This window comes from Woeseia sp. D3-10 (assembly GCF_055809415.1).
In genome coordinates, this window is the sequence record NZ_JBVVTW010000007.1 from 709,777 (window position 1) to 735,256 (window position 25,480).

Consider the following 25,480-nt stretch of genomic DNA (forward strand, 5'->3'; position numbering starts at 1 on the left):
CACGTTGTGCACGAAATTACGCACACGGCTGGCAATTCACAGCCTGAAAAAGCCGTGTTATTGGCGGACAGATCGTATAGCATTTTTGTCGACCTGCTGCGGCCAGACTGGCTTCGGCATCGCCACCAAAGGCTGTCATCATGATTACAAGAGCAACGATCTTCGCCGTGTGCCTGCTGGTTTGCGCCAGCAACCCGGTTGCAGCGCAAGAGAACATCGACCAGCGCTCTTACAATCTGGGCATCATCGGCGGCTTCGCCGAAGTGGTGAGACTCGGTGTCAAAAAACTCGCGCTCAGCGAAGTGCTGGCTCCCGATGAAATGGACGCCATGCTGGACGATGCGAAGATTGTCGCGCGACGCAACAAAGTGCGCCTGTACCGCGAACCCGAGCTCATCGTCACTGACCTTTATCCTGCCGATGTCGCAGAAGGCAAAGATGTACTGCTCATCTACACCGGCAGCACCTTGCAGGAATACCTCGACCTGAAAGCGGACAAAGACCTGCTCATCGCCAGTGACAGTTACAGAGGTGAGGCGCGCCGGGAAATTGCCGTCCGGTTTGGCAAGTTGCTGAGTTACCCGCAGGCCGTTATTGACGAGCTGATCGCGCAACAAACCGGTGGCAATGCCCTGTGACGTCGCGCCGCGCACTGCTGCAATCGCTCGCTGCCCTGCCGCTCGTTGGCGCGTGTGCAGGGCCGCGTTTTTCGGGCCAGCAGAATTACACGCCATCGGGACTGCCCTTGCGCCGGGTGCGGGTATCGCCTGACCGCGTCGTGCGCGTCGTAACCGGCCTGCGGCCCTACCGTCCGTCGGGTTTCGTCGTGCGTCCCGACAAGCTGGACGACAAGACCATCATTCATAACTACGGCCACGGTGGCGGTGGAATCACGCTGTCGTGGGGCACGTCGCACATGGCACTCGAACTCGCGATGCAAAGTGAACATCGTCGTTGCGCGGTACTCGGTTGCGGCGCCGTCGGCCTCGCCAGCGCACGTCTGCTGCAACGGCACGGCTGGGATGTCACCATCTACGCGAAAGACCTGCCACCGAACACGACCTCGAATATCGCGGGCGCGCAATGGTCTCCCGCGTCGTTGTATGACGATGGCTACGATGATCCGCGGTTCTTTAACGACCTCGGCATTGCCATGCGGCATTCCTACCGCGAATTTCAGCACCTGGTTGGCGCACACTACGGCGTTAGCTGGATCAGCAACTACGTGCTGTCTGATCGACAGCAACCGGACGGCGAAGTACACGCGCGCTACCCGGACATGTTCCCGGAACGGCATGCAATGTCAGCGTCGCAACACCCTTTTCCGGCAAAGCACGCACTGCACTTTGACACCATGTTCATCGAGCCGCCGGTATACCTTCCGGCGATCATGAACGACTACCACGCGGCTGGCGGCAAAATCGTCATCCGCAATTTCCGAAACAGACAAGCGCTGTTAACGCTGGACGAGCCGGTCATCATCAACTGTACCGGGCTGGGCTCACGCAGCCTGTTCGATGATCAGGAACTGATACCGGTCAAAGGCCAGTTGGTGGTGCTGAAACCGCAGGCCGACATCAACTACCTGATGATCAAGCGCGGCATTTACATGTTTCCGCGGAAGGACGGCGTATTACTGGGTGGCACATTCGAGAAAAACCAATGGTCGCTTGAACCGGACACGGCCGCGACCGAGCGGATACTCCGTGAACACGCCGCATTTTTCCGCGAGATGGACGATCCGTGGGCCTCGCCCTGGGATATCGCCGCTGCATAGCGCCGCAACCTTTTGATCACTGACGAGCCGCATAAACCTCATTGGTGCAAACACGTTTGAATACTCGATCTGCGAATCGAACTGACCGGGGAATACGATGAGAAAATACCTGCTACTGACCTTGTTCATACTTGGCGGCTGCGCGAGCTCTATGGATCACGGGGGGCATGCCGGCATGAACATGGGCGGCAGCGACGAGCCCAGCGCATTTCTCGATCCCATCCAGTTGTACCCGGAAATGCTGGGGGAATTCTCGCGACCCATCTCCAGCAAGAACGCCACTGCGCAGGCGTACTTTGATCAGGGTATGCAACTGCGTTACGCCTACGCTGTCGACGCGGCAGCCCGTTCGTTTCGTGCTGCATGGGCGGCTGACCCGAACTGTGCCATTTGCTACTGGGGAGAAGCCTGGTCGCTTGGCTCGTATTTGAACGGCGCGAAGTCCGCGGCGAAAGCACCGCACGCTCTCACCGCTGCGAAAAAAGCCGCTGAATTGCGCGGCTATGCCAGCCCCGTTGAGCGCGCGTTGATCGACGCGATCCAGGTTTGGCATATCGACAACTACGACCCCGCGACACGCCGAAACGAAGATCAGAAATTCGCTGACGCCATGGGCAAAGTCCATGAGCAATACCCGAGCGACCTCGACGTTACCGCGGTTTACGGCGCGGCGCTGTTTCTGCTCGAGCCACGTCGCGGCATGCGTGCTATGGACGACCCCAGCGTGATGCACCTGCACAAAGTCTTGGAAGGCGCCCTGGCACAGGACGTTACTCATCCGGGCGCCTGCCATCTGTACATCCATGCAACGGAGTCCACGGTTCAACCCGATCTCGCCCTGCCGTGCGCTGCGCACCTTGGCAACGCCATACCCGGCGCCAGCCACATTAATCACATGCCATCGCATACCTGGAATGAGATCGGCATGTGGGGCGACTCAGTACGTGCCAACACGCAAGCCTGGCATTCCGACCTGAAAGCCGCCGCCGGCAAGGGCGTCGCGATTTACGAATCACACAATCTGCACATGTTGCTGTTCGCGGCGTCGTTCGATGGCCAGGGTGCGGTAGCGACTCAGGCTGGCAAGGACTACGCGAAGATCACCGACAACACGATGTACCAGGTGCTGACTCTAATTCGCTTTGGCCGCTTCGATGAAGTCCCGGGCATCTCCAACCGGCCACAGGAAACAGTTGCTGCCTCACTGTGGGACTTCGCACAGGGTTACGCGGCGTTGCGCAATGGCGATACAAAAAAAGCGAAAGCATTGCACAGCAAAGTTCAACGCTACGTGGAAACCACGGATGACACGTTCCGCTTCCACCCGGCCAGCCAGGTAGTCGGCACAGTCGCTCACATACTGGAAGGCGAGATACTCCGCGCCGAAGGCGATCTTGATGGCGCCATCATCGCGTTCCAGGCTTCGGCGAATGTCGAGGATTCGATGGAGTACGACGAACCCGAGCCGCTGCCCTTCGCCGCCAGGCACTGGCTCGGCGCGGCGTTGCTGGAAGCTGGCCGGAATGCTGAAGCCGAAAGCGCCTACCGCGAAGAACTCGCGGACCATCCACACAATGGCTGGTCACTGTTCGGACTGAAACAAGCGCTGGCGGCACAAGGCAAGCACGATGCGGATGTGGACGCCGACTTCGAAGAAAGCTGGGCGCGTTCCGACGTCTGGATACAAAGCTCGCGTTTCTAAGTAAAAAAGGCCGACGCTCCAGCTGGGGCGTCGGCCTCATTACCAACAGCAGTCTCAGAAACGTCTTGGCTGAATCTGGGCCAATGGCCCGTCCTGTATCAGCCACCGCTCCCGGCCATGCGCTTTATTCGCTGGGCATGACCCACTTCAGGCGCTCGTATTTTCGCAATTGTTTCGGGCCCACTTCGGCGCCGTAAATATTGCCGTCCTTGTCCACTGCAACGCCTTCTGCAGCGGTCGTGCCACCGGTCTGCGGATCGGGCTGCAACGGATCAGGGATGAAGTAACGCACCCACGCATCGTGCACGCTGCCAATGCGGATGCCACGCTTCCAACCCCAGTTGCCGGACCAGATCACGTGCGATTCCGAATCAGCGGAATACAGCATGTCGTCCTTGTCGATATACAAACCGCTCGGTCGGCCGAACTGCGTCCAGGTCGCGAGGTGCTTGCCATCCTGATCAAATATCTGGGTTCGGCTGTTGCCTCGATCACCAACAAACAAGCGACCCAGTGAGTCCATCGCCAGCGCATGCGGGTCGCGGAATTCGCCCGCTTCAGCGCCGGTTGTGCCCCAGGTTTTGATGAAGCGGCCACGCGAGTCGAATTTTACAATTCGATTATTTCCGCCAGAACCGTGCCCATCGGCCACAAAAATATCCCCATTTGGGGCTACCAGCACGTCAGAGGGCTGATTGAACTCGTCGGGGCCGTCACCCGCGACGCCTGCTTTCCCCAGACGCATCAGTTCACGACCGTTCTTGTCGAACTTGATGACCTGGTGTCCGCGATTGCCCTCGCCACGCGCATCCGTGATCCAGACGTTGCTGTCCTTGTCGACGAAAATGCCGTGTGGCCAAACGATCATGCCGGCGCCGAAGGTTTTGATGAGGTTGCCATCGCGGTCGTAGTGCAATACCGGATCAACATCGTCTTTGCCCACGCAACTGTTCTGGCCGCAGCGCTCAGCAACCCAGATCGTGTCATCAGGACCGACAAAAACGGCGCTGGTCGAGCCCCATTCACGGCCGTCCGGAAGTTTTGCCCAGCCATCGACCGGTCGGTACGGGTGTTCCTGCGCCCAACTACTGACTGGCAAGCTACACGCGGCTAGTAACAACAGTGTGCTCAATTTCTTGTACATGGTTTCTCCTGCGGAGCGGTGATTGCTGATCGTGGCCAAACCACACCAGCGTCAATTGCGGGCGCTGATAACCTCGATCGATGCCAGTGCATCGAGGTATTCGCGAACTATGTCGAGCGGTACCGGCCCGAGTTCGGCGGTGAGCCAATTGCGAATTTCACTGACACTGCGTCTGCCATCAACAAGATTCAGTGCCTCGTACGCGTACTCGCCGCCACTGCCATTGCTGCCCGAATAGCGCGGCAGGCGTAGCTGACTGTAGCGTTCGCTGCCCAGTTCATCGCTGATGTAGGAATAGCCGAATGCGTGCATCGGGCCTCGAACATCCGGGCTGCGAACAAAAACGGTCGCGTCCAGTATGTCGGGCGTGGCCTCCGGCACATCCAGCAGCGCTTGCAGGCTCGCCAGAAACGCCAGCGTGCTGTAACGGTCCACGTCGTCAACGGCGGCGAATGAGGAAATACTCCCCAGCTTCGCGCGCTCGACGTCGAAGTGAATATGCGCGACTGCGGCAGCGTCAGACGGGCTGAGTGGCTCCAGCCGTTGCAGAAATTCCGCGCTGCGTGCCAGGGCATTACGGCGCAACAATGCCGTCAGTTCCGGTGTGTCGTCGGCGTCGAGATCGGCGAGTATCAATGCGCTAACTGCGCCGATAAAGGCAGCGCGTTTTAATTTGGTCGGGTCGATGTTGGCGGCCAAATCAAAGTTGGTGTGTATGTAGCGATCAGGCCAGTCGTGCAAATACAGGCCAGGAATTCGGAAGCTGCCCTCACGAAACACGTCGTGGTCACTGCCCATATCGAGGCCTTCCATCAACGCCAGCAGCGGCTCTTTACCACCTTCCGCTGCAATCAGCGGAAACTGAACCGTCTCGCCGCTTGCATAGGCCTCGGTCTCTTCGTTGACGAAACGGCCGATCTCGAAACCGATATCGCTGATGATGGTCGGCAAGCTGATCGGCCCACCGGAAATCCGGAACACGGATTTTGTGACGGGACCGCCGCCAACCATGTCCATGTGTATGTTGGCTTTGATGCGGGACGGATCATCGTGCTCGCTAAGGAACATGATGCTGCCTTCGATTTCGGCCGGCCACAGGAATCGAATCGTACGTGCTGGACGAGGCACGATGTCAGCGTCAATCAACGCCTGCAACGTCCGCGCTACTTCAAGAATCGAAACACAACCGGATGCATTGTCGTTCGCGCCCGGTCGCGGGTGATCGAGATGGCAGGTGAACAGTATTTCTTCTTTGCCAAGAATGTCATCGGCGCCGTCAATCGCGGCTTCCGCGAAGCGGTACTTGCCGCTCGTATGGCGAGCCTCTACCTTGGCGTGCAAGCGAATGTCTTCGCCCGCTTCCAGCCGCGTGAGCAAAGCACGGGCCTCGCCGAGGCTGATCATGAAACCGAACGAACGGGTTACCGGAAAGCTGCTCAGATGTCCCCAGCGCACCAGCCGCTCATCTTCGCGCCACCATGCCGAGCGCTGATTGGGCGCGTACGACACAATGCCCGCTGCACCGAGTTCACCGACGGCACGTTCGACGACTGTGCCTGGCTGGCTCGAAGTCAGTACCAGTTTGCCGCGCAGATCTTTGCCGGCGTAATCCGCATCCGTGGTGCCAGCACCGATATCGATGAGGGATGCCGTCGCTTCGCCGGACAAACTGTCCTGCGCCAAACCCAGCGGTACTGCCTCCCAGTTGGCAAGGCGGCGCACGCGTACGTCAGCATCACCGTCTTTAGCCAGCTCCCACAATTCGGCGAATTGCACGTCCCAGATGGGTCGGGAGCGTTGCGTGCCGTACATCGTGCGACCATCGGCGGAAAATTCGGCAGTGCGAACTTCGTCCAGCCCGTAGAATTTCAGTCGTTGCAGCACATGGTCGGTGGCTTCGCTGAACTGATGACCGGAACGCATGCGGTGTTTCAGCGTTATGAAGTCGAGATTCCGTTTCGCTTCTTCACCTGAGACCTCGGCCGCTACCGCGGCCAGAGTCTGCTCGTCCAGCAGCAGGCGCAAATCAGCCTGTGCGGAGAAAGAAGCAAGGCTTAACGCGACGAGCAGTAGGCGCGGCATAAAGGGCTCCAGTTATTGTTTCGCCGGGTCTCGCGGTATGAGATGCAGTGACGTTTGCCGACCGTCGATGTACCAGGTCTTGCTGCCGTCAAAGAAGGCGTCTTCTTCAAGCTTGATACGCACGGCCTTACCCCAGGACGGCACGTCAGACTCGGCGTACAACTCTATCGAGTAAGCCGTGTTCGGGTACATCGGATAATCACCACCACCGGGCACACCGCCTTGCTGGTCCCACATGCCAATCGTGGTTCCCGCCGCATGGCCGTGGTAACCAATCGGGTGAGTGTAGATCGATGGTGTGATGCCTTCGCGTTTTGCCTGTGCGAGCGAGCGGGCGAGTATATCGTTGCCGCTGCGGCCAGCCGTGAAGTTGCCGGTCAGGATATCCTGCAATCGGTTGCCGTTCTTAAGCGCATCACGCAACTCTTGCGGCGCTTCAGATTCGCCGGGTCGCAGTACGTAGGCATGTTGCTGGGTATCGGTGTTCAAGCGCAAATAAGTAATGCCAAAATCGACGTGCAGCAGATCGCCCGGCTGGATGACATCGTCATTGTGGCGCGCCAGGATCTCGCTCTTGGCATCAACCACCGGCTGCTCGGCGCGTTGTATCGATACGGACGGGTGAAACCAGGTCGTGAGTTTTAGTTCACGAATGCGATCGCGGTACCACCACGACACATCGTTCGTCGTGGTTACACCCGGTGTGATAACCGAGTCCGACAAACCTTCAGCGAGAATCTCATGCGCGATGCGAACGATGTGCGGGTAGATGGCCATCTCCGCGGCACTGCGGGTTTCCAGCCAGCCAACCGCCAGGTTCTCGGCGGAGACGATGCGCGACCGCAGACGTTCCGGCAGTGCGTCGCTGAACAATTGATACTCGGTGTGGGTGATACCGTCAGCCAACGCGAAGGTATTGGAATAGTTGAGGCCGATTTTTTTCGGGTTGCGTTCTTCGACCAACTCGGCGAGACGCTTCCATTGATCACCGTGCAGCTCTTTGTCCCAGGCTGCCTTGAACCGGTCACCCACTGCGTAGCGGGCAACGGCCAGCGTCTCCAGCGGCTCACCCTCACCTTTGTCCTGCACTAGCAGGATCGTGCGCCGGCGTGCCGACTGCCAGGTAGACGGCAGGAATGTACGTAGCACCGGGTCTTCGTTGTACTCACGGGAAATGATGATCCACATGTCGATACCGGAGCGCCGCATCAGGCCAGGCAATACCGTTTGAATTCGGTCGTCCAGCAGCCGATCGATCACGGCCGCACGCTCACGCATGGGTAAAATCTGTGCATCCGCTAACGCCGTGGAACTGGCGGCAAGCAACACGAGAAGACTCAAAGCGATGGTTCTCATTATGATTTCCTGACGATGGAGTTAGTCGGTCTGCGCTGTAATTGTGCCGCCGTGCTCCGCAATGAGCAAAAACTTACCGTCGCGCCTGAAACCATTTGCGTGCCGGAAGCAGTTGATTATGGCTGGCGGAACGCCGACAGTGATGTGGGCATTGTCGCTATCAATGGCGCAGGGGGAGGATACGATGAAATGGTGGACAGTTCTTGCCGGACTCTTTGCACTGGCCAGCAGTGTGCATGCGGCCGGCATCGATGGTGCCTACGCGCGGGTGTCATTGATCAATGTGCGCACTGGTGACTCACCCGAGGCGGCAAATCGGGTCGGTTTGCTGATCTTCGGTCAGGGGCACTACTCGATGATGACCATGAATCCCGAGCGCCGCGTACTGTCGCGGGATGAGGCGAAAGCGTTGCCCGCTGACGAGAAAATAAGTTACCTGGAAGATTGGCTGGACATCAATGCGCACAGCGGGCGCTACGAAATCGACGGCGACACATTGCTATGGCACCGCGAATTTTCCGAAGACCCGCGCGAAGTCGGCAGCACAACGTTGTTGCGCTGGCGTACCGATGGCGAGTTGCTAATCCTGTCGTTCACATTGGGCAACGGTGATCGCTACGACTGGACCTGGCAACGGCGGCCAACCGCCGAAGTTCCAGCTGAAAGCGGCTCAAACTAACGGATCGTTTTCCGCGGCCTGGCCAGCAAACCATTGCCGCCGTATTGCTTGAACGACGTTGCGCAGCCATAAGCAGGTCCCTGCCACAGGTCGAGCAAAAGGCAAGCGTCCGTCGCCGTTGGAAAGGCACCGGCCTCTCAACGCTTGCGCTTTAGAGCGATGCTCTGCTGCACTACTCTGGCGAACTTTTTGTCACGGTGGCGCTGATCAGCCAACGATGTTGTGTGTCGCGCTTCCTCGCGCAACAGTTTGCGATAGTTTCGCAATCGTCGCTCATCCAGAGCGTTATTCTCGATCGCTGCCCGCACGGCGCAACCCGGTTCATCGTTGTGCTCACAGTCGCGAAACCGGCAATTTTCCGCGAGCGAGGCAACGTCAGCAAAAACAGCACTTAGTGCATCGTCCAATTGCGCTACTTTCAGTTCGCGCATGCCCGGCACATCCAGTAGCAAACCGCCGCCCGGTAAGCGGTGCAAAGAACGATAACTTGTAGTGTGCCGACCTTTGGCATCGTGCTCGCGAATCGCAGCGGTTTCGAGCACCACCTGGCCTGACAGTGAATTGACGATTGTCGATTTTCCCACGCCCGATGAACCCACCAGCGCGACCGTCATTCCTTTGCCAACCCAGGCGAGTACGCCTTGCAGTGACTCTGCATCGTGCGAGTTGACGATTTCCACCGGCAAATGCGCACCAATTGCCCGAACCCGGTCGCGGTAATTGTCGGCATCGTCGACGAGGTCGGCTTTGCTTAGCACCAGGACCGGCTCAACTCCCGCTTCCGCCGCGAGCGCCAGATAACGTTCAAGTCGCGACTCGTTGAAGTCGTCATTGCACGACGTCACGATAAACAGAGTATCGATGTTAGCGGCAATCAGTTGCACATCGATCTTGCTACCCACCGCGACCCGCTTGAAAACGCTCTTGCGTTTCAGCAAGCGTTCGATCTTGTCGTGAGCGTTATTGAGCACAACCCAATCGCCGACAGTCGGCCGTTCTTCTGCCGGCACGTTGAACCACGAGCCACCGAGCGTGTAGCTACGTTCGTCGCGCCCATCGTGGGCAATAACTCCGGACCGCTGAACTTCAGTGATTCGCGCGAGCGCACCGCGAGCGAGTTCCTGCTCATTGAGCTGCTGGGTAAAAAACGGGGCGAGCCCGAGGTCGGCAAGTTCAGGATTCACAACACTACATCCCTAGGAACAAGACCCGATTATGACGGCTCTGCCGTTACCGTGCGCTTCGATTTGGCTTCATCGCCCGCCAATAAAACGATTGACGAGAACTAACATGTCCATTAGTCTAGACATATGGACATTAAAAATGCACTGACTGTTTTCGACGCGCTCGCTCAAGAAACGCGACTGCAGGCAACACGACTCCTGGTTCAGGCAGGACCGGACGGCGCATCGGCAGGCGCACTGAGTGATTCACTCGGCATACCGCACAACACGCTTTCCTTTCACCTGAACCATTTATCCAACGCCGGCATCGTGACCTCGCGTAAGAACGGACGCTCGATCATCTACAGCGCCAACTTCGAGGTGACGCGCGACCTGATCAGCTTTCTGGTATCCGATTGTTGCAGCGCCGACACGGCCAGCATGCGTCTCGACAAGAAGTCCGGCTGCTCCGTCATAGAACTGGCCGGGTGTTGCTAGGCGACGCTGCAAATTTTGAATTCAAGTGGAGAGACCGACATGAAACGACTGCACCTGCACATAGGCGTAAGTGACCTCGAGCAAGGGATACGCTTTTACAGCACGCTGTTTGGCACCGAACCCGTCAAGGTAAAAGAGGACTACGCAAAGTGGATGCCGGATGACCCCTGTGTTTCTCTGGCGATTTCGACGCGCGCCAGTCGCCGCGGCGTCGATCACCTTGGTGTTCAGGCTGAAACAGAACAGGAAATGGAGGAACTGCGAGCGCGCCTGCAAAGTGCCGATATGGCGGCCTACGACGAAGGCGACGCCGTTTGCTGCTATGCGCGCTCTGACAAATCATGGATCGACGACCCTGCCGGCGTGCCGTGGGAGGTTTATCGCACGATGGAAGACGCTCAACTATTTAATGGCAAGCAAGAGGCTGACGGGGCGTGCTGCACGCCGGAAACCAAAGGCCAGCCCGGTTGCTGCACACCATCGCCGCAAACGGCCGGGTGCTGCAACTAGTCACCCGCATCACAGGGAACAGCAAACCAGCTGCCGCAGCGCTTCCGGGTTCTCGTTCATTCAATTCCACGAGACCTAAGGAGCGGTCCGCAGACCGGCGCGTTGGCGCAACGCCAACGCGCTACTCTTTCGTGATATTCCCCTCGCTGCCCGCCGTATCAGCCAGCAATCCGCAAAAATCATCGGAGTGCGCGCTTGGCTGGGCTATGATTGCCGCATATACATAAGGGGGAAACAATGACACGAGTAACTCTTCTGGTAGCCCTTGCCGCTCTGTTAGCGGCCTGTTCATCTGATGAACCGCAACAACCTGCTGTTGCATCACCCGCCAACGATACAGCCCCGGCAGCGGCACCGATCGCCGCCGTCGACGATGCTGAGACCGAAACCGCAAGCGTCCCGCCGCTCACAGGGCTCAAAGCCGAGCTCGCCGCACACGTGGATGGCAACGCGAAACTCACCCAGGAGATCGTCGACAGCTTGTTCTCGTTCTCGGAACTCGGTTTCCAGGAATTTGAAACGCAGCGCTATCTGAAAAAACTTCTTGAAGACAACGGCTTTACCGTAGAGACCAATGTCTCCGGACTACCGAGCTCCTGGTGGGCCACCTGGGGCAGCGGCAGCCCGGTGATTGCACTCGGCTCCGATGTCGATGGCATTCCGAAGTCATCGCAGATGCCCGGCGTCGCCTATCGCGAACCAATGATCGAAGGCGCTCCCGGTCATGGCGAGGGTCACAACTCCGGCCAGGCCGTCAACATCACGGCAGCACTCGCCGTCAAAGAAATAATGGAACGCGAAGGCATGCCGGGCACAATAGTGCTGTGGCCAGGCATCGCGGAGGAAGTACTGGGTTCGAAGGCCTGGTTCGCACGGGATGGCCGTTTCAATGGTATCGACGCTGTGTTGTTCTCTCATGTTTCGAGCAATATGCGGGTCGGCTGGGGTCAGACTACCGGCACAGGTCTCGTTTCCGTCGAATACACGTTTGATGGGGTCGCAGCGCACGGTGCCGGCGACCCGTGGCGCGGACGCAGCGCACTGGACGCCGTAGAGTTAACGAACATCGGCTGGAATTTTCGGCGCGAACACCTGCACCCGCTCGGGCGTTCGCATTACGTGATTGTTGACGGCGGAGACCAGCCGAACGTCGTGCCATCCAAAGCAACCGTGTGGTATTTCGTACGCGAAATTACCGCGGAAAAAATTCGCGACAATTTTGCGACACTGCAGCGTATTGCAGAGGGTGCGGCGATGATGACGGATACGACTGTCAGCCGGCGCATTGTCGGCGCGGCGTACCCACGGCACTTCAATCGGCCCATTGCCGAAGCCATGGACAAGAACATTCAGGCCGTCGGTTTGCCGGAATGGACCGAAGACGATCAAACCTATGCACGCGCCTTGCAGAAATTGATGGAGGCAGACGAAATAACCGGACTGCCGACGGAACTGTCGGGCATAGCCACACCGCGCAAGAATCCGCGGTCAGGCGGCTCCGATGACATCGGGGACGTATCCTGGAACGTGCCTACAGTCACTCTGCGATTCCCTTCCAATGTCGACAACCTGCAGTTCCATCACTGGTCAAGCTCCATGGCCATGGCCACACCCATTGCCCACAAAGGCGCCACAGCCGGCGCCAAAGTCATGGCGGCAACAATGCTCGACCTGTTGCAGCAACCAGAATTGGTCAGCGACTCCTGGCGCTACTTCAGGGAAGAACAATCGGCCGGTGAAGTTTATGAGTCCTTTGTTGGGCCAAATGACGATCCACCCATCGAGAAAAATGCAGCGATCATGAACGAGTATCGCGACCGCCTGCAGGAGTTCTATTACGATCCCGAACGCTACGACACGTACCTTGAACAGCTGGGCATTAACTATCCGCAGCTCGTGAAACCCGCCCAGCCCTGAGCGGGTTTCCGCTGAAACGGTGGCCCCGGCAGTCCGAATACGTAATATCGGCAAGCGGGCCATACTTTTCATCGGGGGGAACGGAACATGAAACGCATACTTGGCGCAGTATTGGCTGGCCTGATCTTCGCTACGCCGGCATTGGCCGACACCGTGAAACTGGATGTCATCAAGCAACCGTACAGCGGTTCGCGCAACGTGCCGGAGCTGTCCATCAACCCGGACTACATTCATGCCGCCGGTCTTGAGCGGCTGATTTCAGGCTGGGGTGGTGAGCTGGTGCGACCGGTGCAGGATATCCGCCTGACGGCCGAGCAGGACCGCCAGTACGGCGAATGGAACCGACTGGCGCTGGCGAATTCGAACTTCGCCGAACGCGTGCGTGAGACCCGTGGCGACGACGTATTGACCGTCGGTCTGGAAGCCAATTGCAACGGCCTGCTCGGCATGCTGGCCGGATTGAAATACGACGGTAACGGCAATGAGCAGCGGGTCGGACTCGTGTTCATCGATGCGCACGGTGATTTCAACGTTCCGGAAACGACGCTCTCGGGCATGCTGGGCGGTATGCCTGTCGCCATTGCGGCCGGCCACGCGTTGCACAACGTGCGCAAGACCTCAGGCCTGACCGACGGTCTGCCGATGGAGCACATCCTCTGGGGCGGTGTTCGTGATCTTGACGCGCTGGAAGCGGACCGTTTTCGCGAATACGAAGTCGCACAATTCTCTGTCGACGACGTTCGCCAACTGTCCTCCACGCTGCGCCAGCGCATGGATGAACTTGCGGCTCGGGTTGATGTCATATACGTGCACATCGACATGGACGTGCTTGATCCGGACGAAGTCCCCGGCCATGGCCTGCGAGTTGCCGACGGACCCACCAGCAAGGAATTGGCGGGAGCCATGACGCTCATGTTCGAATACCCCAAATCAGTTGCACTGGGCATCGCATCGACACCAGCCGGTCCGCTGGACCCGCACGGCGTCAGCCGGCAGGCCGCTCTTAACCTTATCGAAGGTGCCATCAAAGGCGTGCAGGCACGCTAGACAAACGGAACAGATCTTATGAAATATTTGCTCGCCACATTGCTCGTCGCTCCAGTATTCGCCATTGCCGGAAACCCCGGCGCGGCGGACGCCTGGACGCTGGAAACACTGCAGGATAAAGCGACTTACCAGACGGTAGCGGTACTGCACCAGGAATCGACCAACACGATTGGCGACGAGTACGCGATGAAGCAAGTGCATCCGCGACTGGAGTTCCGTTGCGTTCCCAATACCGATCCGGCGATTAAAGTCCGAATCGATTGGCGGCGTTTTATCTCTTCATTCAACACCGAAGTGCAGTTTGCGGCGGATGACAATGACCCCATCACCGTAAAACTGGGCGTTGATCGTTCGAACAAGATTACCCATACCAGCGACACCGCCGATAACGCCGCGCTCATCGACTACCTCAGTGGACAGTCGTCACTCAAAGTCACCGTAACGCCGTACTCCGAAGTACCGGTGAGCGTGAATTACGCCCTGGATGGACTCGCTGAACAGCTCGCGGCGCTCGGTGAGAGCTGCGGCGGTTAATCCTCCACGCCCAGCCGTTCGTGCATGATCGGACTCGTCGTCGTGTATTGCACGTGCACTTTCCGGTCCGGCTCGAGCCGTTGCTTGATTGCGAAGGCCGCCAGTGCTGCCTCGTGGAAACCGCACAGAATCAGCTTCTTCTTGCCCGGGTACTGATTGATATCACCAACCGCGTAGACGCCCGGTATGGAAGTTTCAAATTTCTCGGTATCGACATTGATCGTCTTGCGGTTGATGTCGAGCCCCCACTCGGCAATCGGCCCGAGTTTCGGAGCCAGGCCGAAGAAGACCAGTGCGTTTTGCACGGCAACGGTTTGTGCCTCGCCACCTTTGACCTGCACGGTCAGTGAGCTCATCGCGCCATTGTCTTCATCGATCGCGGTGACTTTCGCATTCTCGATAACGTCAACCTGCCCGGCCGCCTGCAACTCACGCAATCGTGCCACTGATGCCGGCATGGCCCGGTACTCGTCGCGACGATGGATCAGCGTGATGTGCCGCGCGACACCTTGCAAAGCCAGCACCCAGTCCAGCGCGGAATCGCCGCCACCAAGAACAGCGATATCGCGATCCTTGTATTGCTGGGGATCCTTGACGCTGTAGTGCAGGGAGATGCCGGCACAGGCTTCCGCGCCCTCAGCACGTAACGCGCGTGGTTGAAACGAGCCGACACCGCCAGCGATCACGACCGCTTTGGCAGCAAATTGTTTACCTTTGCTCGTGGCCAGCAGGAAGCTGCCGTCATCCTGTACCTCAAGCTCGGTCACTTCTTCGCCAAAATGCATGCCGCAGCCAAACGGCTCGATCTGCTTCAGCAGGCTTTGCGTCAGCTCTTCACCGGTACACACAGGGATTGCGGGAATGTCATAGATGGGTTTGTCCGGGTACAGCTCGCTGCACTGCCCGCCCGGTCGCGGAATGGAATCGATGATTTCGGCTTTCAGCCCGAGCAGACCGAGCTCGAAGACCTGAAACAGGCCACACGGGCCTGCGCCAACAATAACTACGTCCGTACTGATCACCCACCGCTCCTGAAACAATCGCGCGAACCGGGTGCCCGCGCCGTGAATTGCAGGGCGGGATGATAAGCCACCAGAGCCGGGCTGTCTCGCCCGGCTCTGGTCGCCTGTCAGGGAATCGTACGACTGACGGGATTCGAGTAGCCGCTTTCCGTGCCGGCCGCGTTGAGCGCCGTGCTGACGAACTCGTAGGTTCCCGGTGCCAGGTTCTCAACGACGTAGGTCGTCAGTCCCGGATTGTCGATGGTCACGGAATTGGTGTAGTTGCCTGAGCTTGTGCCCCAGTAAATACGGTAACCGCTCAGATCAACCAGTGGCGTGCCGTCGGTATTCAGACTCGGCGCAGACCAGGTCAACGTTGCAGAACCCAGCGTAATCGCATTGACGGTAACCGTGAACGGACCAAGCGTGGCGCTGTCTTCGCCGTCGCTTACCGTGATTCGAATGCCAGAATAAACACCAACGTCGGCGGCTGACGGTGTTCCGCTCAGGCTTCCGTTGCTCGTGTTGAAGTTGGCCCAGCCCGGCGCACCGCTGACACTGAACGTCAGGCTGTCGCCGTCGGCATCACTCGCAGTTGGCTGGAAACTAAAGGACGAATCAACAAGCACCGAGGCGGCCGGACTCCCTGAGATTACCGGCGCGTTGTTCTCGGCAACCGCTTCAACCGTGATCGCAAAGCTCGGCAGGCTGACAGTGGCCTCACCATCGCTGACAGAAATCGCGATCCCGGCGTAGTTGCCCGCGTTACCCGCGTTCGGTGTACCCGTCAACGCACCGGTCGACTGGTTAAACGATGCCCAGGACGGGCGTCCGTTGATGCTGAAGGTCAGCGCATCGCCGTCGGCATCGCTGGCTGTCGGCTGGAAGTTATAGCTCGAACCCGCCTGAACGGTCGCAGCCGGAGTACCTGAAATCAGCGGTGCATTGTTCGCAGGCGCTGCTTCCACTGTGATGGTAAAGCCCGGCAGGCTGGCAGTGAACTCGCCGTCGGTTACAGAAATCGTGATCCCGGCGTAGCTACCCGCGTCACCCTCATCCGGTGTACCCGCCAACGCACCCGTCGACGAACTGAACGAAGCCCATGCCGGTCGACCGCTGATGCTGAAGGTCAGTGCATCGCCGTCGGCATCGCTGGCCGTTGGCTGGAAGGTATAGGCCGAGCCGGCTTGCACGGTTGTTGCCGGATTACCGCTGATCTGCGGCGCCCGGTTTGGCACTGTGGCTTCTTCCACGGTGATACTGAATGCGGCGAGACTCGCTGAGGCGGTACCGTCACTGACAGTAATCGTAATACCCGAGTAGATACCTACATCGGAATCCGACGGCGTTCCTGTCAACCGACCGGTTTGTGCATTGAAGCTGGTCCACGCCGGCAGGTTGTTAACGCTGAAGGTCAACGCATCGCCATCGGCGTCGGCGGCATTCGGCGTAAAGTCGTAGGTATTGCCCGCCACCAGGCTGCTGGACGGCGTACCGGATATGGTGGGTGCCGAATTGCTGATGCCTGCTTCGACGGTGATCGTAAATGCGGGCAGACTGCTAACGGCCTCGCCGTCCGATACGCTGATCGAAACGCCTGGCGTACTGCCGATATCGCTTTGAGAAGGCGTTCCACTCAAGCGGCCCGTCGAACTGTCGAAGGTCGCCCAGGTCGGTCGCCCGGAGATTGTAAACGTCAGGGTATCGCCATCACTGTCACTGGCGGTTGGAACGAAGTTGTAGACAGCACCTGCTCCAATCCGCGTCCGCGGCTCGCCACTTATCACTGGCGCCGAATTATCACTCGCGACGTTACCGGTTCTCAGTATCAGATTGAGGGCGTCCAACTCACTTGCCGACGCGCCGGCAACCGCTATCAGGCCGGCGTCGATATCCGCCTGCGCCGTACCCGACAACGCTGCCCGAACCTGTGCGCCATTCATGAGCGGGCGCAATTCGGCTACTTCGTTGCGCAATGTCGCAATAGCTGCTGACGGCTGCATGACTTCCGCAACCATCAAGCCAATTCGCATGGACTCCAACATGCCCGAGGTCAGCGGCAGATCGGCCAGTGCCGGGTTGGGCGTGCCATCAAAAACCTGGTTGATGGCATCCTGAATGCGGCCCATCGCATCGCTGCCGAATACCCTTAACTGGTTACGCCCTGACTCCAGCGACACCTGCGCCAACGCCACTGCAAACACAACGGAAACGCGATTGTCAGTGCGCGAACCACCGCGACCATCAAGCACACCATCAATAAGATCCGAGCCCACACTTGTAACAACTGAATTGCCGTTGGCGGAACGGCCGGTGGCCACTAATGCGTCACGGGTACGACGCACAGCTTCGCCCAGAGTCTCGGAAGCACGAACTATCTCCGCAACGTTTGTTTCGTCGAAAGCTGCTTCCATTGTTGTCGAGTTGCCAAGCGTACTCAGCCCGCTGTTCAGCTTAAGGTGCACAGTCCGCAGCGCGGCGTCCATGTTCGCCGCGTTAACACCACCGCTCATGTCAGTGGCCGCTTCGAAGGCGATCGTAGTAAACGGATTGAGGTTTGCAACGGACGCAGTCGTCGACGAACGGACCATGCTCTTCAAGTCAAAATCCGGGCTCGTCAATGTGACGAGATCGGTACCGCCCAGGCCCAGCAAGGAAAGCGGGTAATCGCTTGCGGCAGTTGTAACTTCCACATCGAAGTCCGCATTGGAGTCGCTCATGACCACACCGAGACTCGTGCCATCGTTCGCGATTACTCGAATCTCTGCGTTGGTTACGGGGCCATCGCCGACACTGCCGCTGATGCGGTGCGAACTCGTAATTTCGCCACTGCTGTTGCCATTGTCCGTGGTTTGATCGACTTCACCGGTCGGCAGACAACCAGTCATAGCAAGCAACGCTGTGATCGCAATTGCGTAGCGTTGAGTGGGTCGCACAAGGTGCTTCGGGTACATTCGTTCGCTCCTGCCAGACTGACAGGCAAACCGAATTATGTTGAAACGCTGGCTCGTGAGAATCACGAGACCGGTAGGTGCGAGGTCTAAACGCCTCTAAAGCTGGATACGCGCCCTTCCGAGCACTGCGCATCGTGTCCTACTGGCAACCCCGCTGTCATAGGTAAAAACCTTTAGACCGGTGGCTTTGCGTCCCAACTTTTCAGTTGGTTTGCCCTTATCAGTGACTGGCTAAATTTAGTTACTGAATTTTAAGAAACAGACTTTACCGACTATTACTTCGTTCTGATGTCGGCCAACCTACCAGAAGACTTTAGAAAAAAAACCTGTCTCAAAATCGCGACGCATGAATTATGTGACAATGCGTTGCCTACGATATGTTTAATAACCGTCGCATTCTGCGGACACATCGCAAACTGTCTGCACAACGTGAAACCGCACTAAGTTCAATAGGAACGGTGGCTTGCAATTGCTTTCAAGAATTCACGAAAACAACGCCAAATCGCCTTTCATCGTGCATTATGCAAAACCACGTTGCGGGATTATTTTTCTATGAATAAAAAATTTCCTGCCTATCAGAGCAGCTGCGGTTGGAATGCGCTGCTCGCTGCGCAATCCGAGGTAACAACCCTCAATGGTGAACTCGAAAGCGATCTCATCATTATAGGCGCCGGCTATACCGGAGTTGCGGCTGCACGGCGTTACGCTGAATTATCACCTTCGTCGAACATCACTTTATTGGATGCCAGTCGAATTGGTGAAGGTAACCCAGGGCGCAACTCAGGGTTTCTGCTCGAAATATCGCTGGCCAATGACGTCGATACCGCAAACATGGATCGCTTGCAGCGCTGCAATGAACTGCTTGGCGAAACGATGCGACAGCTAGCGCGAGATGCCGCGTCCGCAGCAATAGATTGCCAGCTGGAACGCGCCGGGACCTACCGCGCGGCCGCCGGAAAATTGGGCAGCGCTGCCTTACGCAAGTATCGAACATTTCTCGAAACGGCCGGCCTCCCCGTCGAAACTCTGTCGCGAGAACAATTGCAGGAACGCATCGGCACGCGCTTCTACCGCGAGGGACTTTACTCCCCACATTGTTACCTCGTGCAACCGGCCGCGCTGATTCGCTCACTGGTGGCCAAACTTCCCACAACCGTTTCCGTATTCGAGGAATCTCCCGCAATCAAAATTGACGCGATTCGGGATGCCTGGCGTGTAACAACGCCAAACGGCCACGTAACTGCACGCAAGCTATTTCTCGCCAACAATGCGTTCTGCAAATACCTAGGTGTTGGCGCTTCACGAATCACCGCGATGTACACCTACGCCGGACTCACCGCGCCGTTGTCAGATGCTCAACGGGAACATTGTGGCAACGATCTCCAATGGGGCTTGTTGCCGGCTCACCGACTGGGTAGCACGTTGCGCAAGACGTCGGACGGTCGCTTATTGGTAAGAAGTCTTTACGGCTACGAACGCGAATCAGACAACAACCTGGTCGCCACTAAACTTCGCGCCACTCTGTCGCGACGCTATCCCGGGCTGGTCGATGTGCCGTTCGAATCGGTCTGGGCTGGAGCGACCGGCTTCACCTACAACGGGGCGCCGCTATGGGGGCAGCTTAAGCGCGGTTTGTTTGTCTCGGCCGGTTGCAATGGCGGCGGCGTGGTCAAAGGCAGCTTGTTTGGCAAGCTGCTGGCCGACCATGCACTGGGAATGGATATACCGGACATGCCCGCTCTGTTTGGCAATGCGAGCTGGATGCCACCGGAACCGTTACGAGCACTAGGCTTCTCGATTATTGCCGGAATAGAGCGGCGGCGCGCCCGGGACGAAGTGTAAGCAAGGCACTTTTGGTGTAACGTCTTTCGTAATAACAACGTTCCGGGGGGAAGTCGTGGAAGAAACCGTCGCCGTTGGCGCGTGGTCGCTGTTGCCCGCCGCCGTTGCTATCGTTCTTGCCTTCGTTACCCGCAATACCGTTTTCTCACTCGCCGTTGCCTGCCTTGTCGGCGTGTTCATTGCCGGTGAAGGGCTGATGGGCTTCCCCAATCTGCTGAAGAATGCGCTGGGCACCACGGCGTTTTCGTGGATTTTTCTGCTCGAACTATTCATTGGCGTAACAATCGCGTTTTTCCAGCGCACCGGTGCTATCCGAAATTTCTCCGCCTGGGTCGAAAGCTGCAACATGACGCGCGTGCGCGTTCAGCTCGCCGCCTGGGTAATGGGCATGTTTGTATTTTTCAGTGATTACTTCAGTCCGCTGTTCGTCGGCTCAACGATGCGCACCCTGTCCGATCGCTTTAAGATTTCTCGTGAGAAGCTCGCTTACATCGCCGATTCAACGTCCGCTCCGGTCAGTGTCATCGTGCCGATAACCGGATGGGCCGTATTCATTGCCGGCCTGATGATTGGCATGGGACCGATTGCCGACGATGCGGATGCAATGCGGGTCTTCATATACGCCATTCCGTATAACGTCTACGCGATCCTCGCCGTCTTCATGGTGGGCGCAATCGCGGCCCGCATCATTCCCGAGTTCGGCCCTATGAAAGCGGCCGAAGCCCGCGCCGAAAATGAAGGCAAAGTGCTACGGGATGGTGCTCAGCCACTCATGAGTCGTGAGCTGACCGACATCGAACCGTTCGAAGGCATACGCACCAGCCTGTTCTGGAATTTCATTCTGCCGGTCTTGATTGTTATCGGCGTCGGCGTAGGTTCGTTCATCGTGACTAAATCGGCTCTGACAATGGAAGCGTTTCTGCTGTCGTCAGTGGTCGCTGCCACCGTCATGCGGATTCAGGGCGTACCGCTCGCTGACATCATGGAAACAGCGATGAACGGTATCAAGGGAGTGATGCCCGCCATTATTATTCTGGCCTTTGCGTACGCGTTGAATGAGTTGTCGGCAAACCTGCACACCGCAGAATTCATCGTCGCGCAGACGGAAGGCTGGCTGACTCCCGGTTTGTTGCCTGCGCTCACGTTTCTGATCGCCGCCCTCATCGCGTTTTCAACAGGCACATCGTGGGGAACGTTCGCGATCATGATGCCGATTGCCGTTCCACTCGCGTTCACCTTCAGCGGTCAGGAACTGTCGCCGGTCGTCTATGCCACGGTGGCTGCTATCGCTGGTGGCGGTGTATTCGGCGATCATTGCTCACCGCTTTCGGACACGTCCATTCTCGCCTCAACCGGCGCGGCCTCCGATCACATTGACCACATCAAGACCCAAATGCCGTATGCGATGGTCGTTGGCGGCATCAGCGTTGCCGCTTATCTTGTGCTCGGCGCGATGTTTTAACCGCGATTCGGGCTTCAGGTACGGAACAGGTCAATATCTTCATCACGGCTGTGCTGGGTAAGCAGTGACACAATAATCAGGGTCGGCAAACCGACCAGCCAACCCATGTATGACGCTGCAATCTCGAACGGCTCGCCGCCATTCGCGACGACGACGGACTCGTAGATCGCCCACAATACTGCAGATCCCCCGCCAGCCAGCATGCTCCAGAACGCACCTTTTGCCGTCGTGCCACGCCAGAACAACAAACCCAACATCGGGAAGAACAGGCCCGCAGCGCCGAACGTATAGGCGTAAAGAATCAGTTCCAGAACATTCGGCACCAGATAGGCGATGCCGATGGCAAGCACGCCGAGCACCAACGTCGCGGCGCGTGCGACTTTTACCAGTTGCGCACCACTCGCCTGCGGATTGAATTGCTTCTTGTAAATGTCATTGGTGAAGATGGCGACCGGTCCAATCAACGCGGAATCCGCCGACGACATGACAGCCGCTATGTACGCCGCAATAACAATGCCGGCGATACCTACCGGCAACAACTGCATGATGACTGTGGGCGTGGCCAGTTCCGCGTCCTGCAAATCAGGGAACAACATTCGCGCGATCATGCCGATCAAGGTGCTGCCAACCGCGAATAACGGCCATTCGATAGGTATACCGGTGAGAAAAAATGCACGTCTTGCCGTGCGCACGTCACGCGCCGCAACAATACGTTGCATGGCAGCTATCGAAATAAACCACACAGGGAATATCGCGAAAAACCAACCCAGCGCCTGCTTCCAGCTCACGGCCGTCCAGTCGATCATCGACGCGGTTTCCGGGCTGGATTCAAAATGTTCGACCATCGCGTTCCAGCCGCCCACTTCGTACAGGCCGATGGGCACCGCGATGAACACAATGCCGACCAGCAAAATCAGCATCTGGAAAACGTCTGTGTAAATCACAGCCTTTAGACCGCCCAATGCCGTGTAAGCGAGAATGATCGTGCCTGACAGCACAACGGACAGGGTCAGGTTCAGGTTCATCGTTACCTGCAGCAACTTGCCGCCCGCAATGATCTGGCCGCCAACAAACGTGAACCAGGCCAGTCCGACCACCACCGCCGCCAGCATGCCGGTTCGACGATCAAATCGCGCTTCAAACAAATCACCGGTTGTAAGACCGCTAACCCGATCTGCCCAGCGTTTGACTTTCGGCACCATCAGAAACGACACCATGACAACGCTGAGACCCGATATCGCAATGAGCCAGGAGCCGGAGATGCCGAGCGTAAAGCCGAGCCCGCCCATCGCGATACTGAAACCGCCACCAAGATCAGTCGCCGCCGTTGTCGAAGTCGATTGCAGCAGATTCATGTTTCTATCGGCCGCCAGGAATGACTCCGCTTCGCCCTCACCCTTTTCCGTATTCGCAACGCGAATACCAATCCAGACCAGGATCAAAAAATAGATGCCAATGGCGATGTAGTCGATCAGGTGCAGTGTAGCCATGCGTAGTCCCCCAGCGTCGCAACCCGATTCAGTTACGCGCTCTTATTGTTTTTTGCGACCATCAAGTGCGGCCGCTGACACCGCCGGAAAAAAACACGCCGGGTTTGGTGACAAGCTGAGCCAGTAGGCCTGTTCACTGGCGCACGCCACTCCTGGAAAGTCTTTGCCCCGATCCAGCAAGTCCAGTATCAATTGAAAATGCAGATGCGGCGGCCAGTTGCCATTACCCGGCGGTGCGCCGACAGTGGCAATCGACTGGCCTGCAGCAACAGTCTGGCCAGGCGCGCAGGTGGACAGGCACTCTGGACCCAGATGACCGTACAGCGTGAAGAACGGTTCGCCGTCCGGCGTTGCATGTCGAATCACCAGCAGCGGCCCATAATCGAGTTCATCGGTATTGTTGGCGACAATTTCAACGACACCGTCGAGCGGTGTACTAACGGGCGTACCCGCCGAACAAAAGACATCGATACCCATGTGTATTGTGCGCCGCTCGGCGCCATTGCCGGCAAAGTTATCGTTGTCGTACAGCGCACGGTGTTCACCCCAACGCCCGTAGGCACGCGTAGCGTTATGGCTTTGCATGTGGGCATCGACCAGTTCGCTAAAGCCCTGTACGTCGAGTTCGTCCAATGGCTGCCCCAACGCCAGGCTGCCCGCGCTGAGATCGAGCACTATCGATGAACCCGAATCGCTGATGACCGCGGCCGCACCCAGTTGATCACTGTTGAGCCAGTGATCAATCGTCCAGGCTTCGGCGCGGGCATTCGTCATCGGTTTGTGGGCTGCAAAACCCGGCCGGCGCGAACATCGGCGAGCCTGCCGTTTTCCCGCGCAATAACGCCATTGACCAGCACGAGGTCGAAGCCTTCCGCGAGTTGCAGTGGCTCCGGATACGTCGCACGGGCATGCACGTTCTGCGGGTCAAACAGGATCAGGTCGGCGCGCATGCCATCGGCAATCAGCCCGCGGTCCGCAATTTTTAGCAAGCGAGCGGGAAACGAGGTCATTTTTGCCACCGCTTCCTCAAGTGTCAGAACCTCGTTTTTGACGACGTAGTCCTCAATGATTTTCGCGAAGGTGCCATGGCCGCGCGGATGAAACCCTGTTGGACTGCCATCTGAACAGACACCCACCCACGGACTGTCCAGCAAGCTGGTTTGCAACTCTTCGTTCATTACGAAGTAAGCGCCCGAGGCGCCGCCCGGTCCGATGATATCGATCAGCACGTCTTCAAACGGCATCTCCAGTTCGAACGACAACTCGGCCAGTGTCTTACCAGTCCATGGGTCGGTGCCCAGCAGCGTTGACTCAGGCCCGTTCCTTGCGGCCACCCGGTTTCGCAGGTACTCCTCAAGCTCCTCGCGACGCTCGACCTTCGCGAACTCGAACTGCTCGCGACTTTTGGCCCATACCGGGAAGACGATGCCAATGCCGGTATAGCTGGCCGTGTACGGGTACATGTCGGCGGTGACATCAATGCCGTCCGCACGCGCAGCGTCGATGATGCCGAGAATCTCGGCACCGCGCGCACTGCCTTTCCCGTAGACAGACTTCAGGTGCGATATATGCACCCGCGCGTGACGTCCCTGGTCCAGTAATTCCGCAATGGAGTTCTCCAGTTGATCGTCATCCTCGTTACGCATATGGCTCATGATCAGACGGTCGTACTTGCCGACAACCTGCGCCAACACCACCAGCTCTTCCTCGCCTGCATTCAGACCGGGGTTGTATTCCAGGCCCGTGGTCATGCCGAACGTATGCGACATGGCGGCTTCCAGCATCTTGAGCATACTTGCCATCTGCTCCGGTTCCGGCCACGGGTTGCGGCCGACGCCGGCGCGGTCGCGCAGCGTACCGTGACCAATGAACATCGCGAGGTTGGTGCCCATGCGTTTCTGGTCTACTTCCGTGAGCCAGACGCCAAGCTCCTCAACGTCTGGGCTACTGCCATCCTGTCCCAGCGAGATAGTGGTGACGCCCATAGCGAGAAAGTTTTCCATCTCGGGTGTCTCAAGCGGATTACCGTGCGAATGCAGGTCGATGAACCCCGGGGCCAGCACGCGGCCGCCGGCGTCTACGCGACGCACGATACGCGGATCGTCAGCAGCGAACGTTGTGTCACCGACGAAAACGATAGTGTTGCCAACAACGACAACATCGGCCTTCACGGCAGCAGCGCCGCTGCCATCGATGACTTGCGCGTCTTCAATAACAACGTCGATGACCTCGTACTGAGGCAAAAAGGGTTCTGCAGCAGGCTGGCAGCTCGCCAGCAACACGACGCCAGCCAGGCTCACGCAGAAAGCACGCACCGTTCTC

The 25,480-nt window shown here is 58.0% G+C and carries 20 protein-coding genes and 1 riboswitch; of the genes, 11 read left to right on the top strand and 9 right to left on the bottom strand.

The features are described from left to right. The first annotated feature begins 140 nt into the window (after positions 1–140). The 3 genes from AC0L8N_RS04085 (at position 141) to AC0L8N_RS04095 (ending at position 3,479) form a co-directional block, all read left to right on the top strand. Complete coding sequence (locus AC0L8N_RS04085; protein WP_473666299.1) at positions 141–638, top strand: hypothetical protein; 498 nt, start codon at positions 141–143, stop codon at positions 636–638. Then, the gene (locus AC0L8N_RS04090; RefSeq protein WP_473666300.1) at positions 635–1,777 is read left to right on the top strand and encodes an FAD-dependent oxidoreductase; all 1,143 of its coding nucleotides are present in this window, start codon (positions 635–637) and stop codon (positions 1,775–1,777) included. The genes AC0L8N_RS04085 and AC0L8N_RS04090 overlap by 4 nt, the downstream gene beginning before the upstream one ends. A 97-nt stretch (positions 1,778–1,874) precedes the next feature. Next, positions 1,875–3,479, top strand: coding sequence for a tetratricopeptide repeat protein (locus AC0L8N_RS04095; protein WP_473666301.1), 1,605 nt, complete (start codon positions 1,875–1,877; stop codon positions 3,477–3,479). A 124-nt stretch (positions 3,480–3,603) separates the two neighbouring features. Here AC0L8N_RS04095 and AC0L8N_RS04100 read toward each other — a convergent pair whose 3' ends face one another. Genes AC0L8N_RS04100 through AC0L8N_RS04110 form a run of 3 tightly spaced genes read right to left on the bottom strand, consistent with a single transcriptional unit; the run spans position 3,604 to position 8,061 of the window. Then, positions 3,604–4,623, bottom strand: coding sequence for a peptidyl-alpha-hydroxyglycine alpha-amidating lyase family protein (locus AC0L8N_RS04100; protein WP_473666302.1), 1,020 nt, complete (start codon positions 4,621–4,623; stop codon positions 3,604–3,606). 51 nt (positions 4,624–4,674) lie between these two features. Next, entirely contained in the window at positions 4,675–6,705 is a 2,031-nt protein-coding gene (locus AC0L8N_RS04105) for a DUF4910 domain-containing protein (RefSeq protein ID WP_473666303.1), read from the bottom strand. Between the two features lie 12 nt (positions 6,706–6,717). Then, the gene (locus AC0L8N_RS04110) at positions 6,718–8,061 is read right to left on the bottom strand and encodes a M24 family metallopeptidase (protein ID WP_473666304.1); all 1,344 of its coding nucleotides are present in this window, start codon (positions 8,059–8,061) and stop codon (positions 6,718–6,720) included. Positions 8,062–8,245: 184 nt separating this feature from the next. Here AC0L8N_RS04110 and AC0L8N_RS04115 point away from each other — a divergent pair, with 184 nt between their 5' ends. Beyond that, positions 8,246–8,740 carry a lipocalin-like domain-containing protein gene (locus AC0L8N_RS04115; RefSeq protein ID WP_473666305.1) on the top strand — a complete coding sequence of 165 codons (495 nt, stop codon included), beginning with the start codon at positions 8,246–8,248 and terminating at the stop codon, positions 8,738–8,740. Positions 8,741–8,877: 137 nt separating this feature from the next. Here AC0L8N_RS04115 and rsgA read toward each other — a convergent pair whose 3' ends face one another. Next, a complete protein-coding gene (gene rsgA / locus AC0L8N_RS04120) occupies positions 8,878–9,924 on the bottom strand; it encodes a ribosome small subunit-dependent GTPase A (RefSeq protein ID WP_473666306.1) in 1,047 nt (348 codons plus the stop codon). A 126-nt stretch (positions 9,925–10,050) separates the two neighbouring features. Here rsgA and AC0L8N_RS04125 point away from each other — a divergent pair, with 126 nt between their 5' ends. The 5 genes from AC0L8N_RS04125 to AC0L8N_RS04145 all read left to right on the top strand — a co-directional run bounded on the left by AC0L8N_RS04125 (position 10,051) and on the right by AC0L8N_RS04145 (position 14,409). After that, positions 10,051–10,401: an ArsR/SmtB family transcription factor gene (locus AC0L8N_RS04125; protein ID WP_473666307.1), complete on the top strand. Its 351-nt coding sequence runs from the start codon at positions 10,051–10,053 to the stop codon at positions 10,399–10,401. Between the two features lie 39 nt (positions 10,402–10,440). Continuing rightward, complete coding sequence (locus AC0L8N_RS04130) at positions 10,441–10,911, top strand: ArsI/CadI family heavy metal resistance metalloenzyme (protein ID WP_473666308.1); 471 nt, start codon at positions 10,441–10,443, stop codon at positions 10,909–10,911. A 237-nt stretch (positions 10,912–11,148) separates the two neighbouring features. Beyond that, on the top strand, positions 11,149–12,828 hold the full coding sequence (locus AC0L8N_RS04135) for an amidohydrolase (RefSeq protein ID WP_473666309.1): 1,680 nt from the start codon (positions 11,149–11,151) through the stop codon (positions 12,826–12,828). Positions 12,829–12,915: 87 nt separating this feature from the next. Continuing rightward, a complete protein-coding gene (locus tag AC0L8N_RS04140; protein WP_473666310.1) occupies positions 12,916–13,875 on the top strand; it encodes an arginase family protein in 960 nt (319 codons plus the stop codon). 18 nt (positions 13,876–13,893) lie between these two features. Further along, entirely contained in the window at positions 13,894–14,409 is a 516-nt protein-coding gene (locus AC0L8N_RS04145; RefSeq protein ID WP_473666311.1) for a hypothetical protein, read from the top strand. Here the strand turns inward: AC0L8N_RS04145 and AC0L8N_RS04150 are convergent. Together AC0L8N_RS04150 and AC0L8N_RS04155 are read right to left on the bottom strand one after the other, a co-directional pair. Beyond that, on the bottom strand, positions 14,406–15,479 hold the full coding sequence (locus AC0L8N_RS04150; RefSeq protein ID WP_473670029.1) for an NAD(P)/FAD-dependent oxidoreductase: 1,074 nt from the start codon (positions 15,477–15,479) through the stop codon (positions 14,406–14,408). The genes AC0L8N_RS04145 and AC0L8N_RS04150 overlap by 4 nt on opposite strands. A 59-nt stretch (positions 15,480–15,538) precedes the next feature. After that, positions 15,539–18,364: a beta strand repeat-containing protein gene (locus tag AC0L8N_RS04155; protein WP_473666312.1), complete on the bottom strand. Its 2,826-nt coding sequence runs from the start codon at positions 18,362–18,364 to the stop codon at positions 15,539–15,541. 141 nt (positions 18,365–18,505) lie between these two features. Then, a riboswitch (cyclic di-GMP riboswitch) is annotated at positions 18,506–18,590 on the bottom strand. 326 nt (positions 18,591–18,916) lie between these two features. On the opposite strand from AC0L8N_RS04155, the gene AC0L8N_RS04160 reads away from it, so the two are divergent. Both AC0L8N_RS04160 and AC0L8N_RS04165 read left to right on the top strand, forming a co-directional pair. Next, a complete protein-coding gene (locus AC0L8N_RS04160) occupies positions 18,917–20,206 on the top strand; it encodes an NAD(P)/FAD-dependent oxidoreductase (RefSeq protein WP_473666313.1) in 1,290 nt (429 codons plus the stop codon). Positions 20,207–20,261: 55 nt separating this feature from the next. After that, on the top strand, positions 20,262–21,668 hold the full coding sequence (locus AC0L8N_RS04165) for a Na+/H+ antiporter NhaC family protein (protein WP_473666314.1): 1,407 nt from the start codon (positions 20,262–20,264) through the stop codon (positions 21,666–21,668). Positions 21,669–21,682: 14 nt separating this feature from the next. Here AC0L8N_RS04165 and AC0L8N_RS04170 read toward each other — a convergent pair whose 3' ends face one another. The 3 genes from AC0L8N_RS04170 to AC0L8N_RS04180 are packed head-to-tail and all read right to left on the bottom strand — an operon-like array spanning position 21,683 to position 25,473. Further along, positions 21,683–23,158 carry a sodium:solute symporter family protein gene (locus tag AC0L8N_RS04170; protein WP_473666315.1) on the bottom strand — a complete coding sequence of 492 codons (1,476 nt, stop codon included), beginning with the start codon at positions 23,156–23,158 and terminating at the stop codon, positions 21,683–21,685. Positions 23,159–23,200: 42 nt separating this feature from the next. Beyond that, a complete protein-coding gene (locus tag AC0L8N_RS04175) occupies positions 23,201–23,932 on the bottom strand; it encodes a peptidoglycan DD-metalloendopeptidase family protein (protein ID WP_473666316.1) in 732 nt (243 codons plus the stop codon). Beyond that, entirely contained in the window at positions 23,929–25,473 is a 1,545-nt protein-coding gene (locus AC0L8N_RS04180) for an N-acyl-D-amino-acid deacylase family protein (RefSeq protein WP_473666317.1), read from the bottom strand. The genes AC0L8N_RS04175 and AC0L8N_RS04180 overlap by 4 nt, the downstream gene beginning before the upstream one ends. Between the last annotated feature and the right edge of the window lie 7 nt (positions 25,474–25,480).

Coding starts and splice junctions, on each gene's coding strand:
- AC0L8N_RS04100 (WP_473666302.1), bottom strand. CDS start 4,623: ATGTACAAGAAATTGAGCACACTGTTGTTACTAGCCGCGTGTAGCTTG.
- AC0L8N_RS04125 (WP_473666307.1), top strand. CDS start 10,051: ATGGACATTAAAAATGCACTGACTGTTTTCGACGCGCTCGCTCAAGAA.
- AC0L8N_RS04155 (WP_473666312.1), bottom strand. CDS start 18,364: ATGTACCCGAAGCACCTTGTGCGACCCACTCAACGCTACGCAATTGCG.
- AC0L8N_RS04110 (WP_473666304.1), bottom strand. CDS start 8,061: ATGAGAACCATCGCTTTGAGTCTTCTCGTGTTGCTTGCCGCCAGTTCC.
- AC0L8N_RS04175 (WP_473666316.1), bottom strand. CDS start 23,932: ATGACGAATGCCCGCGCCGAAGCCTGGACGATTGATCACTGGCTCAAC.
- AC0L8N_RS04170 (WP_473666315.1), bottom strand. CDS start 23,158: ATGGCTACACTGCACCTGATCGACTACATCGCCATTGGCATCTATTTT.
- AC0L8N_RS04145 (WP_473666311.1), top strand. CDS start 13,894: ATGAAATATTTGCTCGCCACATTGCTCGTCGCTCCAGTATTCGCCATT.
- AC0L8N_RS04130 (WP_473666308.1), top strand. CDS start 10,441: ATGAAACGACTGCACCTGCACATAGGCGTAAGTGACCTCGAGCAAGGG.
- AC0L8N_RS04115 (WP_473666305.1), top strand. CDS start 8,246: ATGAAATGGTGGACAGTTCTTGCCGGACTCTTTGCACTGGCCAGCAGT.
- AC0L8N_RS04140 (WP_473666310.1), top strand. CDS start 12,916: ATGAAACGCATACTTGGCGCAGTATTGGCTGGCCTGATCTTCGCTACG.
- AC0L8N_RS04085 (WP_473666299.1), top strand. CDS start 141: ATGATTACAAGAGCAACGATCTTCGCCGTGTGCCTGCTGGTTTGCGCC.
- AC0L8N_RS04095 (WP_473666301.1), top strand. CDS start 1,875: ATGAGAAAATACCTGCTACTGACCTTGTTCATACTTGGCGGCTGCGCG.
- AC0L8N_RS04160 (WP_473666313.1), top strand. CDS start 18,917: ATGAATAAAAAATTTCCTGCCTATCAGAGCAGCTGCGGTTGGAATGCG.
- AC0L8N_RS04135 (WP_473666309.1), top strand. CDS start 11,149: ATGACACGAGTAACTCTTCTGGTAGCCCTTGCCGCTCTGTTAGCGGCC.
- AC0L8N_RS04105 (WP_473666303.1), bottom strand. CDS start 6,705: ATGCCGCGCCTACTGCTCGTCGCGTTAAGCCTTGCTTCTTTCTCCGCA.